Origin of the sequence: Phytohabitans aurantiacus (assembly GCF_027923225.1) — a bacterium.
In the GTDB taxonomy this organism is placed as follows: domain Bacteria; phylum Actinomycetota; class Actinomycetes; order Mycobacteriales; family Micromonosporaceae; genus Phytohabitans; species Phytohabitans aurantiacus.
Map to the genome: position 1 here is coordinate 23,834 of NZ_BSDI01000084.1, position 16,619 is coordinate 40,452.

A 16,619-nucleotide genomic window follows, 5' to 3' on the forward strand; every position below is an offset into this window, starting at 1 on the left:
AAGCGCCTTGACCGGACATCGAGCCGGGTTCCTGACGCGACTCGACCGGGAGTCGAGGGCAGCAGACATAAACTCCTGCCGATGACTTGGGAAAGGGTCGCCGTCCCCTTTGAGGGCTACGGCAGCGGCGTCGAGGAACTGGCCTGGGGCCAGTCCGAGCTGTGGCGTGCCATGCAGCGCCAGCAGACGTTCATGCCGATCGGGTACGCCGAGCCGCTGCCGCCGGGCACCACGCTCGACACGGTGGTCGACGGCCTGCGGTACTGGATGGGCCGCTACCAGACCATGCGCACCCGCCTGCGCCACGACCCCGACGGCCGCACCCGCCAAGTGGTGCACGCCTCCGGCGAGGTGACCCTGGAGGTCGTCGACGCCGACGACGACACCGACCCGGCGAAGCTGGCCGAGGAGGTGCGGCTGCGGTACTGGGAGTCCGACTACGACTTCGTCGACGAATGGCCGGTACGCATGGCCGTCATCCGCCACCGCGGCACGCTCACCCACCAGGTCGTCGTCCTCTGCCACCTGGTCACCGACGGCTTCGGCGGCCTCATCATGCTGCGCGACCTCGCCTCCCGCAACACCGATCCGGTGACCGCCACCGAGCCGCTGGAGCAGGCCCGCTGGCAACGGTCTCCCGCCGGCCGCCGGCACCTGTCGACCGTGCTGCGCCACTGGGAGGACGTCGTCCGATCGGTGCCGGCGCGGCGCTTCCCCGACTCCGACGACCCGCGCACGCCCCGCCACTGGCAGGTCGGGCTCGACTCCCCGGCCAGCCACCTCGCGGTACGGGCCATCGCGGCACGCACCAATGTGGACGCCTCACCGATCCTGCTCACCATCTTCGTGATGGCCACCGCCCGGGTGACCGGCGCCAACCCGGTCGTCACCCGCGTGGTGGCCAGCAACCGGTTCCGCCGCGGGCTCGGCGACGCGGTCAGCCCGCTCACCCAGACCGGCCTGTGCGTCATCGACGTCGCCGGGCTCACCTTCGACCAGGCGCTGGCACGCACCGCACGCCGCGCGTTCGTCGCCTACAAGCACGCGTACTACGACTCCGCGGCGCTCGACGAGGTCGTCGAGAGGGTCTGCCGTGAACGGGGCGAGCACGTCGACCTGTCGTGCTTCTTCAACGACCGGCGCCTCGTGACCCGCGACCTGCCGGACGGGCCACCACCGACGCCCGACCAGATCCGGGCCGCGCTCGGCCGCAGCACGCTGCGCTGGGGTGACCCCATCGACAAGCCGAGCGAGCGCCTCTTCGTCAACATCAACGATGTACCGGACACTGTGGACATCACGATCTTCGCCGACACGCACTACGTGTCGCCGGCCGGCATGGAGGCGATCGCCCGCGAGATGGAAGCGGTCGCGGTCGAGGCCGCTCTGGAGGCCGAACAATGATCGAGCGGATCACCGTGCCGTTCGCCGGCGAGGGCGCCGGCGTCGACGAGCTGTCCTGGGGGCAGCGCGAGATCTGGTCGGCCATGCGCCGGCAGAACTGGTGGCTGCCCATCGGGTACGCCCAGCCGCTGCCAGCGGGCACCACAGTGGACACCGTGGTCGACGGCTTGCAGTACTGGATGGCCCGCTACCAGACCATGCGCACCCGCCTGCGCCACGACCCCGACGGCCACACCCGCCAGGTGGTGCACGCCACCGGCGAGGTGACCCTGGAGATCGTCGACGCCGACGACCACGACGACCCGGCCAAGGTCGCCGAGGAGACAAGGCTGCGGTACTGGCACACCGACTACGACTTCGTCGACGAATGGCCGGTACGCATGGCCGTCATCCGCCACCGCGGCACGCTCACCCACCAGGTCGTCGTCCTCTGCCACCTGGTCACCGACGGGCTCGGCGCGGTCGTGATGATGGACGAGCTGACCACCCGCCCACCCTCACCGGCCACCGCGCCGCACCCGCTGGAGCAGATCCGGTGGCAGCGCTCGCCGGCCGGGCGCAGGCAGTGCGAAGCGGCGCTGCGGCACTGGGAGGCGCTGCTGCGCGCCATCCCCGCCCGCCGCTTCCCCGGTCCCGGGGCCGGCCAGCAGGGTTCCGAGCAGCCCCAGTCGCCGCGGCACTGGCACGGCGAGTTCAACTCCCCCGCCACCCACCTGGCGCTGCGCGCCATCGCCGCGCACACGAAGGTCGCCGCGTCCCCGCTCTTCCTCGCCGTCTTCGCGATCGCCTTCGCGCGCGTGACCGGCGCCAACCCGGTCGCCGTCCAGGTGGTGGTCAGCAACCGCTTCCGCCCCGGCCTCGGCGACACGGTCAGCCCCGTCAACCAGACCGGCCTGTGCGTGGTCGACCTCGCCGGCACCACGTTCGAGCAGGCGGTCATACGCACCGCACAACGCGCCCTCGGCGCCTTCAAGTACGCCTACTACGACCCGTACCAGGTCGACGCGCTCGTCGAGCGGGTCAGCCGGGAACGCGGCGAGGAGGTCGACATCGCCTGCTACTTCAACGACCGCCGCGTCATCGGCACCGACCCGCCCGACGGACCGGTGCCCACCGCCGAGCAGATCCGCGCCGCACTGCCGCGCACCACGTTCGGCTGGACGCTGCGGCAGGACGATCCGTGGGAACGGCTGTTCGTCCACATCGAAAACGTCGCCGACACCGCCGCGATCACCGTACAGGGCGACACCCACCACATCTCACCGTCCGATATGGAGGCCTGCGTGCGGGAGATGGAGACGGTAGCCGTCGAAGCCGCTGTCGAGCTGGGCGGTGGCCGGTGACGGCGCTGGAGTCGGTCGCCACGTACCTGCCATCGGGGCGGGTGCCGATCGAAGACCTCGCCGGCCAGCTGGAGCTGACACCCATGCAGGTCAAGCTCTTCCGCCGGTACCACCGGCTGGCCGAGGTCCGGCGGGAGCCCGACGGCACCCTGCTCGACCTCCTGCTCGCCGCCGTCGCCAACCTCGACGGGCTGCGCGGCCGCGAGCACGAGATCCGGTACGTGCTGCACGCCCGCACCTTCCCGGTCGTCGTGCCGTACCCGGTCAACCCCGTGCACGCGCTGTGCCGCATCCTCGGGCTCGACCACGCGGTGGCGTTCGCGGTCACCCACCACGCCTGCGCGACCGGGCTGCTGGCGCTGGACCTCGCCGGGCGGCTGCTCGCCCACGACGGCGACGGTCTCGCCCTGGTACTGGCCGGCGAGAAGACGTTCACCCGCGACGCCCAACTCGTGCCGGAGACCTCCGTGTTCGGCGAGGGCGCCTCGGCCTGCCTCGTGCGGAACGCCGGCCCGCGCGACCGGCTGCTCGCCTACGCGGCACACGTGCGCGGCGAGTTCGACGACGAACTGTCCGACGACCCGGCCGCCTACCAGCGCGAGTACCACTCGTCGCTGGCCGACGTCATCCTCGCGGCCGCCGGCAAGGCCCGCACCGACCTCGGCGACGTCCGGCTGATCCTCCCCCACAACGTCAACGTGGTGGCCTGGCAACGGCTGTGCCGCCGCATCGGTTACCCGATCGGTCAGGTACTGCTCGACAACGTGCCGGTCGCCGGCCACGTCTTCTGCGCGGACGCATTCCTCAACTACCAGACCGCCCGCGAGCGCGGGCTGCTGCGCCCCGGCGACCGGTACGTCGTCGCCGCGGCCGGCGCCGGGCGGGGCGCGACATTCTCGGCCATGGTCTTCGAGCATTAAGGAACCCACCACGATGGAGCCAACTCCCACCATCCACAAGGGAACTGTTGTAGATAGCATCCGCGTCCTCCTGCCTCGGGTGCTGCGCCGCGACGTACCGGCCGCCGGCGAAGACACCAAGCTCATGGAGGACCTGGGCCTCAGCTCGTCGACCACGCTGGAGCTGATGCTCGAGCTGGAGGAGCGGCTCGACATCCAGATCGACGTGGAAGACATCGACCAAGACGACTTCGCCACCGTCGGCACGCTCGCCGAGTTCGTCGCCGGCCACCTGCTGCCGGCGGAGTGAGGCGGTGTACCCACCGGACGGCGACGCGCCGCTGCGGATCAGCCGGGTCACGCGGCGCCGGTTTCCCGAGCCGGCCCGCATCGCCGCCGACCCGGCGCACCAGGCTCACCTCGACGCGTACCTGGCCGACCTCGTCCGGCCATACGGGCTCGCGCTGCGGCCCGCGCCCGGCGGCCACTCCTACGGGGAGATGGCCGAGGCGCTGATCGCCGAGACAGTACGCGCCGGTGAAGACGTCGACCTGCTGGTGCTGGCGTTCGCCGTGCCGGACATCCGGCCCGGGCGCGCCACCGCCGCCTATCTCAGCCACGTCTGCCCCGGCCGGCCGCTGGCGTTCGCGGTGTGCGACCAGGGCGCGGCCGCCGCGTTCACCGGGCTGCGGCTCATCCGGGAGTACACCCGCGGCGGCGAGTGCCGGCGGGCGCTGCTCATCGTCGTCGAGCAGGCCACCCTCCACTACGACCCGATCGCGCCGGTGGCCCTGCCCGCGGCGCACACCGGGGTCGCGCTGCTGTTCGACGGCTCAGGGTCGATCGCCGTCGACTCGGTGGGCGTACACAGTGGAGCGCCACCCGCGACGCTGCCGGACGCGACGACGCTGGTCCTGGGAAACGGCATCGCCCCTCCTGTCGGACGGCCGGCGCGCGTCGCGCCGGCCGGCCATCCCTACACCGGGCCGTGGTGGGAGCTGGCGGGGGTACTCGCGGCCGGTCCGGCCAGACCGATGCTCGTCGCCGACTACGACCCGGTGCTGCGGTACTCCTGCCAGTGCCGGCTGTCGCCTGTGGAGTCCGAAGGCTTTGAAGGAGGTGCGGATGCCCGACTGGAACTGGGAGCGTCCTGACCAGCTCGGTGAACTGATGGATCAGTTCACGGAGAGCATGGCGCGCTGCGACAAGCTGGAGCCGTTGACCGTCAAGCCGCCGTACGATCGCGAGTCGCTGCGGAGCCTGGGTGTGACCGGGATCGAGTTCGCGGCGTGGAAGACCGACCATCCCGGTGGCCTCGGCAGCGACCTGGTGCCGCTGCGCGCCGGCGACACCGTCACCGAGCCGGGCCGGCTGTACCGTGTGGACGGTGAACGGCACTTCGCGATGCTCGACGCCTGCCAACCGCTGCCGTTCGAGGCGGGCGCCGTCGACTGGGTGTACGCCGAGCACCTCATCGAGCACATACCGCCGGACGCGGCCATCGACTGGCTCCGCGAGGTGCGGCGCGTGCTCGTGCCCGGCGGCGTGCTGCGACTGACCACACCGGACCTGCGGCGGTACGTCGAGAGCTACCTCAACGAAGATGGTTTCTTCGCGCGGCACCGGCGGCGGCTGCGCGCGGCGGGCGTGGGGCCACCGATGCCGGAGCGGCCCGCGTTCATGTTCAACCAGCTCTTCTACCTGTACGGCCACCGCTGGATCTACGACTTCGAGGAGCTGCGGCACGCGTTGGGGCAGGCCGGCTTCGCGGTCGTGACGGCGTGTGGCTTCCGCCAGGGAGCCCGGCAGGACGTCGCCGCTCTCGACCGCGTCCTGCGCAACGACGAAACCATCTACGTCGAGGCGGTTGGGGGCGCCTCATCCGGAGTTTGACCGGTCCTTGACAGGCGCGCGTCACGCTGTGCGGAGTGTTTCCGCGCTCGGAAAGGACGCGAGATGAGACGCAAGAGCGTACTGCGCCTGGCCGCCGGCGGCCTCTGCCTGGGCGTCGTGGCCGTGCTCGGCCTCAGCGGGGCCGCCGCGGCCGCCGCTCCCACCGTGCCACCCGGCACGACCGTGTGCACCAGCCAGATAAGCGCCGGCGCGGGGGTGACCCTCAGCGGCAGCGTCACCCGAAACACCAGCGGCGCCCTGTGGAAGGTGACCGTCGCGAGTACCCCCGGCGGGGTGGAGACCGAGGTACTGCGCACCCCGACCGGCCCTGTCACCTTCCGCCTGCCACCGACCCACGTCACCCCACCGGTGCCCGGCACGTACCACTTCCGCGGCTGCGTGACCGTCACCGGTCCGCTCGCCACCACCGTCCAGATCCAGCTCACCCCGATCACGGCGCTCGCACTCAGCGGCGCCATCGCGGCTCAGGCCGTCACCACCAGCAACCTGCCACCCGGATCCGTCATCTGCACCGACAAGATCCGCTCCGACAGGGGGACCGCGTTCTACGGCTTCGTCCGCAGCGCGAGTGCACTGTGGACGGTACGGGCCGGAAGCACCGCCGATGGCACCGACTCGCCCATCCTCCAACTGACCAGCGCCGAGCCGAGCACCACGTACACGAGCTGGCCCGGCACCTTCTACTACCGCCTCTGCGTCACGCAAACCCAACCGGCGAGCGCCGCCGGCCGCTGGCACCACTTCGCCCAGCCTTCCGCCGATGCGGCCGCTGGCATCGGGCCGTACACCGCCACGCTCGGCTCCGGCGGCTACTTCTGCGGCCCAAGCACGTCGAGCTCGGCCCGGATCCTCGGCACGTCGAGCGTGCCGGTGCGGTGGACGGTCGACGTCGAAAACGGCGACGGCGACTTCCTGCGCACAGTGGACCTGGGCACGAGCACGTCACTGGACCAGCTGCTGACCCCGGCCGACAACGAGTACTTCAACGCCTGCGTCCGCAACACGGCGACATCTCCCGCGACCCTCGCCCTAGACCTGACCTAACGTGATCAGGGCGTCCCTCATGTCGCTCTAACGACTTGAGGGACGCCCTGATCACGGGGTGGGGCGGCGGGGGGTGTGGCGGCGGTAGGGGCTCACGGTCGGGTCGCCGGCTATCCAGAAGCGCCACGGCCGGTCATGCGCGCCATTCACGCCCACACGAGGACCGGACTCCACAGTGGACGGCGGCACCGGTGACGCGGGCGGCGACAACCGGACCGGGCCGTCGCCCAGCAGGTACGTGCCGTACACCGTGCGGTCGATGCCGAGCGCCGAACACAATCGCGCCGGCCCGCGCGCCAGGTCACGGTCCACAGTAGAACGGCGCCGTGACCGGGCCAGCTCGATGCCGGACACGACCGCGCCGGCGCGCAGGAGCACCGCCGAAGCCTCACCCTCGGGACCGGTGACCACGTTCATGCACCAGTGCATGCCGTAGGTGAAGTAGACGTACGCGTACCCGGGCGGGCCGAACATGACGGCGTTGCGCGGGGTGCGGCCGCGGTGGGCGTGCGAGGCCGGGTCGCCCGCCGTGCCGGCGTACGCCTCGACCTCCGTCAAGCGGACCGTGACGTCGCCGGCGGACAGCAGGCAGCCGAGCAGGCCGCGCGCCGCCGGCAGCACCGGCCCGGCGAGCAGGTCGATCAGCGCGGTACCACCTGCGCTCCGGCCCATTCACGCCACCCTTCGAGCTTGTCGGCAGCGGTCGCGAGCTGGTCGGCGACCGGGCCCGGTCCCGTCGAGCCGGGCGTGATGCGCGCGGCCAGCGCCGAGCGGACCGACAGCACGTCGCGCACGCCGGCGTCCAGGTGCGGGCTGATCCGCGACAGGTCGTCGTCGCTGACCTCGTCGAGGGCGCATTCGCGCGCCACGCACAGGGCGACGAGCTGGCCGGTGATCTCGTGAGCGTCGCGGAACGGCACGCCCTTGCGGACCAGCCAGTCGGCGACCTCGGTGGCCAGCGTGTACCCGACCGGTGCGGCGGCGGCCAGCCGGTCGACGCGCACCGTCATCGTGGAGATCATGCCGGCGAGCGCGGGCAGCACGAGTTCGAGGGTGTCGACGGCGTCGAAGACCGGCTCCTTGTCTTCCTGCATGTCGCGGTCGTACGTCAGCGGCAGGCCCTTGAGCATGGTCAGCACGGTGACGAGGCCGCCGATGAGCCGGCCGGCCTTGCCGCGCGCCAGCTCGGCGATGTCCGCGTTCTTCTTCTGCGGCATGATCGACGAGCCGGTGGCGAAGCCGTCGTCGAGCTCCACCCAGCCGAACTCCTGCGAGGTCCACAGCACGACCTCTTCGCCCAGGCGCGACAGGTGCACGCCGACCAGGGCGGTCACGAACAGGAACTCGGCCACGAAGTCGCGGTCGGCGACGGCGTCCATCGAGTTCGCGGCGGGGGCCGTGAAGCCCAGCTCCTTGGCGACCTGGGTCGGGTCGAGCGGCAACGACGAGCCGGCCAGCGCACCGGCGCCGAGCGGGCTGATCGCGGCGCGGGTGTCCCAGTCGCGCAGGCGTTCGAGGTCACGCAGCAGCGGCTGTACGTGTGCGAGCAACCAGTGCCCGAACGTCACCGGCTGCGCGTGCTGCACATGCGTCATGCCCGGCGCGGGCGTGTCGATGTGCCGCTCGGCCTGCTCGACCAGCGCGTCGGCGAGCCCGACCAGCTGGACGGCGACGCCCCGGGCGTGGTCGCGCAGGTACAGGCGCAGGTCGGTGGCGACCTGATCGTTGCGGGACCGGCCGGCGCGCAGCTTGCCGCCGAGCGTGCCCAGCCGCTCCAGCAGGCCGCGTTCCAGCGCGGTGTGCACGTCTTCGTCTTCGACCGTCGGCCGGAACGCGCCCGAGGCGCAGGCGGCCTCCAGGTCGTCGAGCGCGGCGAGCATCTGGCCGAGCTCGTCGGAGTCCAGCAGGCCGGCGCCGGCCAGTACCCGGGCATGCGCCCGCGACCCGGCAAGGTCGTACGGCGCCAGCCGCCAGTCGAACTGAACGCTGACCGAAAGCCGGGCCAGAGCCTCGGCGGGACCGCCGGTGAACCGGCCTCCCCACAAACTGGTACGCGACACGAGCGCCTACGTTACTGACCCAGCCGCGCGTCGCGCGCGGCGGCCATCCTGCTCGGCAGCCCGAAGAGCTCGACGAAGCCCTTCGCCAGCGACTGATCGAACGTGTCACCGGTGTCGTAGGTGGCCAGGTTGAAGTCGTACAGGCTGGCCTCGGAGCGGCGGCCGGTGACGACCGCGCGGCCGCCGTGCAACGTCATCCGCACCTCTCCGGTGACGTGGCGCTGGGTCTCGTCGATGAACACGTCGAGCGCGCGCTTGAGTGGCGAGTACCACAATCCGTCGTACACCAGCTCCGCCCACCGCTGGTCGACGCTCCGCTTGAAGCGGGCGGTGTCGCGCTCGACGGTGACGCCTTCGAGCTCCTGGTGGGCGGTGATCAGCGCGATCGCGCCGGGCGCCTCGTAGATCTCGCGGCTCTTGATGCCGACCAGGCGGTCTTCGACCATGTCGATCCGGCCGACGCCCTGCGCGCCGGCGCGCCGGTTCAGCTCCAGGATCGCCTGGTACGGGGTGACCGTCTCGCCGTCGATCGCCACCGGCACGCCCGCGTCGAACGTGATGACGATCTCGTCGGGATCGCGCGGCTCGGCCGGGTTGGCGGTGTAGCTGTAGAGCTCTTCGATCGGGGCGTTCCAGATGTCCTCGAGGAAGCCGGTCTCGACGGCGCGGCCCCACAGGTTCTGGTCGATCGAGTACGGCGAGCGGTGCGACACGTCGATCGGCAGGCCGCGCTCCTCGGCGAGGACGATCGCCTTGTCGCGGGTCCACGCGAAGTCCCGGGCCGGCGCGACGATCTTCAGGTCGGGCGCGAGCGCGCCGATGCCGACCTCGAAGCGCACCTGGTCGTTCCCCTTGCCCGTGCAGCCGTGCGAGACCACGGTGCCGCGGTACTTCCGGGCCGCCGCGACCAGGTGCTTGACGATCAACGGCCGGCTCAGCGCGCACACCAGCGGGTACCGGTCCATGTAGAAGGCGTTGGCCCTGACGGCCGGCAGGCAGTACTCGGCGGCGAACTCCTCGCGCGCGTCGACCACCTCCGCCTCGACCGCGCCGCAGTCCAGGGCGCGCTGGCGGATGGCGTCGATGTCCTCGCCGCCCTGCCCGAGGTCGACGGAGACGGCGATCACCTCGGCGCCCATGTGGTCGGCCAGGAACGGGATGGCGACCGAGGTGTCCAGCCCGCCCGAGTACGCGAGAACAACCCGCTCGCGCTGTGCCTTCTGATTCGCTCGGTCGTGCGGCGCTGAAGGCGACGCCTTCCCTCGCGCCGCGCGCGACTGCGTCGGCGCGTCGCTCAGTCCAGGCGCCGCCGCGCCAACTCCCTCGCTCATGGCAGCTTCCCCTCGTCTTCGGAGCGGCCGGCCCAGGCGCTGAGCTTGTCGGCGAGCGCGCGGCCGCTGAGCGGCTCGCGGGCCACCACGAGAATCGTGTCGTCGCCGGCGATCGTGCCGACCACGTCGGGCAGGCCGGCGCGGTCCATGGCGCTTGCGAGGAACTGCGCGGCGCCGGGCGGGGTACGCAGCACGGCCAGGTTGCCGCTGGCGTCGGTGTCGGTGAGCAGCTCGCGCAGCAGCCGCAGCAGGCGCGCGGGTGCCTGCTCGGAAAGGCGAGGGCGGGGCTCGCCGTCCTCCGGGATCACGTACACCGCCGGGCCGCCGTCGGAACCGCGCACCTTGTACGCGCCAAGCTCCTCCAGGTCGCGCGACAGCGTTGCCTGGGTGACCTGTACGCCATCGGAGCCCAACAGGTCGGCAAGCTCGGTCTGCGAACGCACGCCCTTCTCGCGGATCAGCTCCACGATGCGCGCATGCCGCGCCGTACGCGTAGAAGGCCCGGTCACGCGGACCCCTCCCCCGACGCGCGCAACAACCACGTCAGTAGTGCTTTTTGTGCGTGCAGGCGGTTTTCGGCCTGGTCGAAGACGGCGCTCTGCGCGCCGTCCAGGACGTCGTCGGTGATTTCCTCGCCGCGGTGCGCGGGCAGGCAGTGCAGCACGATCGCGCCCGGCGCGGCCGCCGCGAGAAGGTCCTTGTTGACCTGGTACGGCCAGAAGGGCCCCAGCCGATCCCGGCCGTCCCCTTCCTGCCCCATCGACGTCCACGTGTCGGTGGCCACCACGTGCGCGCCGTCCACCGCCTCGTACGGGTCGCGCAGGACGTCGGCGGAACCGCCGGTCCACGCGGCGATCTCCTCGGCCCGCGACACCACGGTCGGCGACGGGTCGAACCCGGACGGCCCCGAGACCCGCACGTGCATCCCGGCGGCGGCGCCCGCGAGCAGGTACGAGTGGGCCATGTTGTTGGCGGCGTCACCGACGTAGGCCAGGATGCGCCCGGACGTGCCGCCCAGGTGCTCGCGGACCGTCAGCAGGTCGGCGAGGAGCTGGCACGGGTGGAAGCCGTCGGTGAGCGCGTTGACCACCGGCACCGTCGCCCCGGCGGCCACCTCGGCGAGCCGCTGGTCGCCGTGGGTGCGCATGACGATCGCGCTGGCGTACCGGGACAGCACCGCTGCCGCGTCGCCGAGCGACTCGCCCCGCCCGAAGTGGGTGCCCTGGGAGTCCACGACGACCGGGTTACCCCCCAACTCGGCGATGCCAACGTCGAAGGAGAACCGGGTTCGCAGGCTCTGCTTGTCGAACAGCACCGCGACCGAACGCGGACCGGCCAGCGGCTTGTGCCCGTACCGGTCGGCCTTCATCGCCGCCGCGAGGTCGAGCACGGCGGACTGCTCGGCCGGGGTGAGATCGTCGTCGCGGAGGAAGTGCCGGACACTCACAGGGCACCATCCAGCGCGGCGATGAACGCGTCGACCTGCTCGGCGTTGATGATCAGCGGAGGGGCGAGCCGGATCACGTCGGGCTGGATCGGGTTGACCAGGAACCCGGCCTCGCGCAACGCGGCCGCCGCTTGCACCGATACCGGCTCGGTCAGCGCGATGCCCAGCAACAGCCCGGCGCCGCGCACCTCGCTGATCCGCGGGTGGCCGAGCGCCTCGATGCCGCGGCGGATGCGCTCGCCGGTCCGCTTGACGTGGTCGAGCAGGCCCTCGTTGGCGATGGTGGAGATGACCGCAAGTCCGGCCGCGCAGCTGATCGGGTTGCCGCCGAACGTGCTGCCGTGGCTGCCGGGGCCGAACAGGTCGGCAGCCGCGCCGAACGCCACGCAGGCACCGATCGGCAGCCCACCGCCGAGGCCCTTGGCGAGCGTGATGACGTCGGGTTCGACGCCTTCGGCCTGGTGGGCGAACCAGTGCCCGGTGCGGCCGATGCCGGTCTGCACCTCGTCGAGCACGAGCAGCGCGCCCCGAGCCGCGGTGACCTCGCGGGCCGCGGCGAGGTAGCCAGCCGGTGGGACGATCACGCCGCTTTCACCCTGGATGGGCTCCAGGATCACCATCGCGGTCTCGCTGGTGACGGCCGCTTCGAGGGCGGCCACGTCACCGTACGGAACGAAGCTCACGTCGCCGGGCAGCGGGCGGAACGGGTCGGCCTTGGCGGGCTGGCCGGTGAGCGCGAGGCTGCCCATGGTGCGGCCGTGGAAACCGCCCACAGTGGACACCACGTGCGTCCGGCCCAGGCGCCGCGACAGCTTGAACGCGGCCTCGTTCGCCTCGGCGCCGGAGTTCGCGAAGTACACGCGCCCCTGCCGGCCGGCGAGCGCCAGCAGCAGTTCGGCGAGCGCCACGGGCGGCTCGGCGACGAACAGGTTGGACACATGGCCGAGCGTCGAGACCTGCTTGGACACCGCGCTGACCACGGCCGGGTGGGCGTGCCCGAGCGCGTTGACCGCGATGCCGCCGAGCAGGTCGACGTACTCCTTGCCGGACTCGTCGGTCACCACCGCACCCTCGCCGCGCACCAGCGCCAGCGCCGGGGTGCCATAGTTGTCCATCATGGACTGCGACCACCGGTCGATCAGACCGCTCACGGGTTCACCACCATCGTCCCGAAACCTTCAGAGGTAAACACTTCCAACAGCGTCGAATGCGCGACCCGGCCGTCGACCACGTGCGCGGCGGGCACCCCACCGCGTACCGCGCGCAGGCACGCCTCCATCTTGGGCACCATGCCCGACTCCAGCCGCGGCAGCAGCTCGGCCAGCGCGTCCGTGTCGATCCGGGAAACCAGGCTGGTGGTGTCGGGCCAGTCGGTGTAGAGCCCCGGCACGTCGGTCAGGACCACCAGCTTGCGTGCCTCCAACGCGATCGCCAGGGCGGACGCGGCGGTGTCGGCGTTGAGGTTGTGCAGTACCCCGTCGCCGTCCGGCGCGACCGTGGAGATGACCGGTATCCGGCCGGCGGCGATCAGGTCAGCGACCGCACCGACGTTGACGTGCTCCACGTCGCCGACGAGCCCGACGTCGACCGCTTCCCCGTCCACGTACGCGTGCCGCCGCACCGCCGTGAACAGCTTGGCGTCCTCTCCGGACAGTCCCACCGCGAACGGCCCGTGCTCGTTGATGAGCCCGACCAGCTCGCGACCGACCTGGCCGACGAGCACCATCCGCACCACGTCCATGGCCTCGGGTGTCGTCACCCGCAGCCCGCCGCGGAACTCGCTGGCGATGCCGAGTCGCTTGAGCATGGCCGAGATCTGCGGACCGCCGCCGTGCACCACGACCGGCTTGAGGCCCGCGTACCGCATGAACACCATGTCGGCCGCGAACGCCCGCTGCAGCTCCGGGTCGATCATCGCGTTGCCGCCGTACTTGACGACCACGGTCGCGCCGTGGAACTGCGCCAGCCACGGCAGCGCCTCGATGAGCGTCTCGGCCTTGTGTTGCGCCCGCTCGTGCGCGATCGAGAGGGTCATGTCGAGTACGCCGAGTTCTCGTGCACGTACGCGTGCGACAGGTCGTTGGTCCAGATCGTCGCCTCCGCCGAGCCGGCGTGCAGGTCGATCCGGATCGTCACGTCCCGCCCAGCCAGGTCTACTGTGGAACGATCAGCCGCCGCCGCACCGCCCTTGCACACCCACACCCCGTTGACCGCGACGTCGAGCGCGTCCGGCTCGAACGCGGCCGCGGTGGTGCCGACGGCGGCGAGGATGCGCCCCCAGTTCGGGTCGTTGCCGAACAGGGCGGTCTTGACGAGGTTGTTGCGCGCCACCGACCGCCCGACCTCCACCGCGTCGCCGTCGCTGGCCGCACCGACCACCTCGATGGCGACCTGCTTCGTGGCGCCTTCCGCGTCGCTGATCAGTTGCTGCGCCAGCTCGTGGCAGGCGGCGGTGACCGCGGCGGTCAGCTCCTCCTGGCTCGGCGCGATGCCGGACGCCCCATTGGCCAACAGGAGCACGGTGTCGTTTGTGGACATGCAGCCGTCGGAGTCGACCCGATCGAAGGTGACCCGGCAGGCTTCGCGCAGCGCCGCGTCGAGCGCCACCGAGTCGGCGACCGCGTCGGTGGTCAGTACCGACAGCATCGTGGCGAGGCCGGGTGCCAGCATGCCGGCGCCCTTGGCCATGCCGCCGACGCTCCAGCCCGCGCCCGCCGCCACGGCGGTCTTCGGCCGCGTGTCGGTGGTCATGATGGCCTCGGCCGCCGCCAGGCCACCGTCTTTGTCGAGCGCTTTGGCCGCGGCGGTCACGCCCGGAATCAGCTTGTCCATCGGCAGCAGCTCGCCGATCAGGCCGGTCGAGCAGACCGCCACATCACCAGCTCCGAGTCCACCGAGGACAGATGCCACGTGTTCTGCGGTGGCGTGGGTGTCCTGGAAGCCCTGGTGGCCCGTGCACGCGTTGGCGCCGCCCGAGTTCAGCACGACCGCGCGCACCACGCCGCCGCGCACGACCTGCTGGCTCCACACGACCGGCGCCGCCTTGACCCGGTTGGCCGTGAAGACACCGGCGACCGTCGCGTCCGGCCCGTCGTTGAGCACCAGCGCGACGTCGAGCCCGTTCTGCTTGAGGCCGGCGGCGACACCGCTCGCCTTGAAACCCTTAGGGTGCGTAATGCTCACGGCGCCATCCCGAACGTCGATAGGCCCGCTGTCTCCGGCAGGCCGAGCATGAGGTTGGCGCACTGCACGGCCTGGCCGGCGGCGCCCTTGCCCAGATTGTCGATGGCGCTGGTCACGATCACCCGACCTGAGTCGATGTCCACTGTGGCCTGAAGATGGCACGCGTTCGAACCGAGCGTGGCAGCCGTGTGCGGCCACGCCCCCTGGGGCAGGACGTGCACGAACGGCGCGTCCGCGTACGCCTCCGCGAGCACCTGCCGCGGGTCAACATTTCCGGCCGGCCGAGCGGTCACCGTCGCCAGGATGCCGCGCGGCATCGGCGCCAGCACCGGCGTGAACGACATGCTCCGCGCCCCGGTCGCCTGCTTGATCTCGGGCACGTGCTGGTGCGCGCCCACCTTGTACGGCGAGAGGTCGCCCATCACCTCGCTGCCCAGCAGGTGCACCTTGGGCGCCTTGCCCGCGCCCGACGTGCCCGAGGCGGCGACCACCACGACGTCATCGGGCGACACCGCGCCCGCCGCGATCAGGGGGGCGAGCGCGAGAATGGTGCTCACCGCATAACACCCGGTGGCCGCGACCTTGTTGGCGATGGCGATCGCGCCGCGCTGCCCCGGCAACTCCGGCAGCCCGTACGTCCACGCGCCGGCGTGCTCCCCGCCGTAATACCGCACCCAGGCGTCCGCATCATTCAACCGATGGTCGGCCCCAAGATCCACAACCTTGACCCCGGCAGGCAACTGCGCCGCAAGCGCCGCCGACTGCCCGTGCGGCAGGGCCAGAAAGACAAGATCAGCGTCAGCCAGCGCCGCCGGGTCGGTCGCGCTCAACATGAGGTCAAGGCCCGTGAGCTGCGGATGTACTGTCGACAGCGGCACGCCGGCCTGACTGTGAGCGGTGGCGGCCACGAGGTCAAGCTCGGGGTGCCCAGCGATCAGGCGCAACAACTCACCGCCCGCATAGCCGCTAGCCCCGGCCACCGCGACCCGGATGCCCATGTCCACCTCCGCATGTCTATGCAGAAGACGGTATCAGTTTCCGCAAGACCATGCAATGGAGTGGATGATGAATCACCCGCTCACTCGCGCTCCTTACCACCGTAATCCCGACGCCCTCCCCAGCACCTCTCCCCGCCGATCAAGGGCAAACGCACGCGGTTGGATCTCTGTTCGGCGTGTATTCGCCCTTGATCGATGCGAACGCCCTTGATCGCGGCCGCCGCTGGCCGCACGGCGGCTCGATGCGAACGCCCTTATTCGGCCGCTTGAGGGCCTCGCGGCGGCCGCTGGGGGCTCGCGCCCGATCCCAACACCGCGACACGGTCCATATCGGACTCAAGTGTTCCTCAAGAATCGGGCGACCGCGTTGCCCAGCCACCGTCCCGCGCTGACGCTGTCGGCATGCGACGACTCTGGAAGATCCTGGCGGCGTCCATCGCCGCGACCATCCTCGTGCTGGGCCTCGGCGGCAGTCCGGCCTTCGCGGCCGACAAGGTCCAGATCGGCTTCTACGGCGGCGCCGATTGCTGCTACTTCGGCGACGTCCTATGGAACGAAGATCCGGACGAAGAGGGGCCCGGCGACTCGGTCCGCGCCTGCGACTACATGAGTGACGGCTGGGGCATCAAGGGCTGGGTGTACGACGAGTACGGGGTGCTGCTTCGCACCGTAACCACCCAGGGGCACGCGGCCTCGTATTGCACGTCGTGGAACAGTGGAAATCTCCCAGAAGGGATGCCCGTGTACATCGTGGGGTGCCGGATCAAGGGCACCACGACGGAGTACTGCGACAGTGGCCTCTTCCGCGCCTAGGGCCTGACGTCGGCTCCACCGCCGGACGCCGCGCCGGCCCGCAGGAAGCGGGCCGGCGCGATGGTCAGAGCCGCCCGTCCTTGACTGCCTGGGTCACCCATGGGATCACCTCGTCGAGCATGGTGTCGAGGCTCGTGGTGGCCTCATAACCCAACACCTCACGCGCCTTCGTCACATCCGGCA

The 16,619-nt window shown here is 71.2% G+C and carries 17 protein-coding genes; 8 read left to right on the forward strand and 9 right to left on the reverse strand.

The window, feature by feature from the left end; genetic code table 11:
- Positions 1–81: 81 nt before the first annotated feature.
- From QMG73_RS43315 to QMG73_RS43345, 7 genes are all read left to right on the forward strand, one after another.
- A complete protein-coding gene (locus tag QMG73_RS43315; protein ID WP_281905601.1) occupies positions 82–1,404 on the forward strand; it encodes a condensation domain-containing protein in 1,323 nt (440 codons plus the stop codon).
- Positions 1,401–2,747, forward strand: a complete 1,347-nt coding sequence (locus QMG73_RS43320) for a condensation domain-containing protein (protein WP_281905604.1) — start codon at positions 1,401–1,403, stop codon at positions 2,745–2,747. Before QMG73_RS43315 ends, QMG73_RS43320 begins: the two co-directional genes overlap by 4 nt.
- A complete protein-coding gene (locus QMG73_RS43325) occupies positions 2,744–3,667 on the forward strand; it encodes a 3-oxoacyl-[acyl-carrier-protein] synthase III C-terminal domain-containing protein (RefSeq protein WP_281905607.1) in 924 nt (307 codons plus the stop codon). The genes QMG73_RS43320 and QMG73_RS43325 overlap by 4 nt, the downstream gene beginning before the upstream one ends.
- 13 nt (positions 3,668–3,680) lie before the next feature.
- Positions 3,681–3,956: a phosphopantetheine-binding protein gene (locus QMG73_RS43330; protein WP_281905610.1), complete on the forward strand. Its 276-nt coding sequence runs from the start codon at positions 3,681–3,683 to the stop codon at positions 3,954–3,956.
- Positions 3,957–3,960: 4 nt separating this feature from the next.
- The gene (locus tag QMG73_RS43335) at positions 3,961–4,800 is read left to right on the forward strand and encodes a 2-hydroxy-acid oxidase (RefSeq protein ID WP_281905613.1); all 840 of its coding nucleotides are present in this window, start codon (positions 3,961–3,963) and stop codon (positions 4,798–4,800) included.
- Entirely contained in the window at positions 4,772–5,539 is a 768-nt protein-coding gene (locus tag QMG73_RS43340; protein ID WP_281905616.1) for a class I SAM-dependent methyltransferase, read from the forward strand. Before QMG73_RS43335 ends, QMG73_RS43340 begins: the two co-directional genes overlap by 29 nt.
- A gap of 63 nt (positions 5,540–5,602) precedes the next feature.
- Entirely contained in the window at positions 5,603–6,604 is a 1,002-nt protein-coding gene (locus QMG73_RS43345; protein ID WP_281905619.1) for a hypothetical protein, read from the forward strand.
- Positions 6,605–6,655: 51 nt separating this feature from the next.
- Here QMG73_RS43345 and QMG73_RS43350 read toward each other — a convergent pair whose 3' ends face one another.
- Genes QMG73_RS43350 through argC form a run of 9 tightly spaced genes read right to left on the reverse strand, consistent with a single transcriptional unit; the run spans position 6,656 to position 15,623 of the window.
- Positions 6,656–7,276, reverse strand: coding sequence for a DNA-3-methyladenine glycosylase (locus QMG73_RS43350; protein WP_281905621.1), 621 nt, complete (start codon positions 7,274–7,276; stop codon positions 6,656–6,658).
- On the reverse strand, positions 7,246–8,664 hold the full coding sequence (argH, locus tag QMG73_RS43355; protein ID WP_281905623.1) for an argininosuccinate lyase: 1,419 nt from the start codon (positions 8,662–8,664) through the stop codon (positions 7,246–7,248). Before argH ends, QMG73_RS43350 begins: the two co-directional genes overlap by 31 nt.
- An 11-nt stretch (positions 8,665–8,675) precedes the next feature.
- Positions 8,676–9,995, reverse strand: a complete 1,320-nt coding sequence (locus QMG73_RS43360; protein ID WP_281905626.1) for an argininosuccinate synthase — start codon at positions 9,993–9,995, stop codon at positions 8,676–8,678.
- The gene (locus QMG73_RS43365) at positions 9,992–10,504 is read right to left on the reverse strand and encodes an arginine repressor (protein ID WP_281905629.1); all 513 of its coding nucleotides are present in this window, start codon (positions 10,502–10,504) and stop codon (positions 9,992–9,994) included. The genes QMG73_RS43360 and QMG73_RS43365 overlap by 4 nt, the downstream gene beginning before the upstream one ends.
- Complete coding sequence (gene argF, locus QMG73_RS43370; protein ID WP_281905631.1) at positions 10,501–11,442, reverse strand: ornithine carbamoyltransferase; 942 nt, start codon at positions 11,440–11,442, stop codon at positions 10,501–10,503. Before argF ends, QMG73_RS43365 begins: the two co-directional genes overlap by 4 nt.
- Positions 11,439–12,593, reverse strand: coding sequence for an acetylornithine transaminase (locus QMG73_RS43375; RefSeq protein ID WP_281905634.1), 1,155 nt, complete (start codon positions 12,591–12,593; stop codon positions 11,439–11,441). The genes argF and QMG73_RS43375 overlap by 4 nt, the downstream gene beginning before the upstream one ends.
- Complete coding sequence (argB, locus tag QMG73_RS43380) at positions 12,590–13,477, reverse strand: acetylglutamate kinase (protein ID WP_281905637.1); 888 nt, start codon at positions 13,475–13,477, stop codon at positions 12,590–12,592. The genes QMG73_RS43375 and argB overlap by 4 nt, the downstream gene beginning before the upstream one ends.
- Entirely contained in the window at positions 13,474–14,625 is a 1,152-nt protein-coding gene (gene argJ, locus QMG73_RS43385; protein WP_281905640.1) for a bifunctional glutamate N-acetyltransferase/amino-acid acetyltransferase ArgJ, read from the reverse strand. The genes argB and argJ overlap by 4 nt, the downstream gene beginning before the upstream one ends.
- The gene (argC, locus tag QMG73_RS43390) at positions 14,622–15,623 is read right to left on the reverse strand and encodes an N-acetyl-gamma-glutamyl-phosphate reductase (protein ID WP_281905643.1); all 1,002 of its coding nucleotides are present in this window, start codon (positions 15,621–15,623) and stop codon (positions 14,622–14,624) included. The genes argJ and argC overlap by 4 nt, the downstream gene beginning before the upstream one ends.
- A 402-nt stretch (positions 15,624–16,025) precedes the next feature.
- Between argC and QMG73_RS43395 the strand changes: the two genes are divergently transcribed.
- Positions 16,026–16,436: a hypothetical protein gene (locus QMG73_RS43395; RefSeq protein ID WP_281905647.1), complete on the forward strand. Its 411-nt coding sequence runs from the start codon at positions 16,026–16,028 to the stop codon at positions 16,434–16,436.
- The last annotated feature ends 183 nt before the right edge of the window (positions 16,437–16,619 follow it).

What these genes read in the sequence shown, in the direction of transcription:
- QMG73_RS43315 (WP_281905601.1), top strand. Translation starts at nt 82, where the DNA reads ATGACTTGGGAAAGGGTCGCCGTCCCCTTTGAGGGCTACGGCAGCGGC.
- QMG73_RS43320 (WP_281905604.1), top strand. Translation starts at nt 1,401, where the DNA reads ATGATCGAGCGGATCACCGTGCCGTTCGCCGGCGAGGGCGCCGGCGTC.
- QMG73_RS43330 (WP_281905610.1), top strand. Translation starts at nt 3,681, where the DNA reads ATGGAGCCAACTCCCACCATCCACAAGGGAACTGTTGTAGATAGCATC.
- QMG73_RS43340 (WP_281905616.1), top strand. Translation starts at nt 4,772, where the DNA reads ATGCCCGACTGGAACTGGGAGCGTCCTGACCAGCTCGGTGAACTGATG.
- QMG73_RS43345 (WP_281905619.1), top strand. Translation starts at nt 5,603, where the DNA reads ATGAGACGCAAGAGCGTACTGCGCCTGGCCGCCGGCGGCCTCTGCCTG.
- QMG73_RS43350 (WP_281905621.1), bottom strand. Translation starts at nt 7,276, where the DNA reads ATGGGCCGGAGCGCAGGTGGTACCGCGCTGATCGACCTGCTCGCCGGG.
- QMG73_RS43360 (WP_281905626.1), bottom strand. Translation starts at nt 9,995, where the DNA reads ATGAGCGAGGGAGTTGGCGCGGCGGCGCCTGGACTGAGCGACGCGCCG.
- argB (WP_281905637.1), bottom strand. Translation starts at nt 13,477, where the DNA reads ATGACCCTCTCGATCGCGCACGAGCGGGCGCAACACAAGGCCGAGACG.
- argC (WP_281905643.1), bottom strand. Translation starts at nt 15,623, where the DNA reads ATGGGCATCCGGGTCGCGGTGGCCGGGGCTAGCGGCTATGCGGGCGGT.
- QMG73_RS43395 (WP_281905647.1), top strand. Translation starts at nt 16,026, where the DNA reads ATGCGACGACTCTGGAAGATCCTGGCGGCGTCCATCGCCGCGACCATC.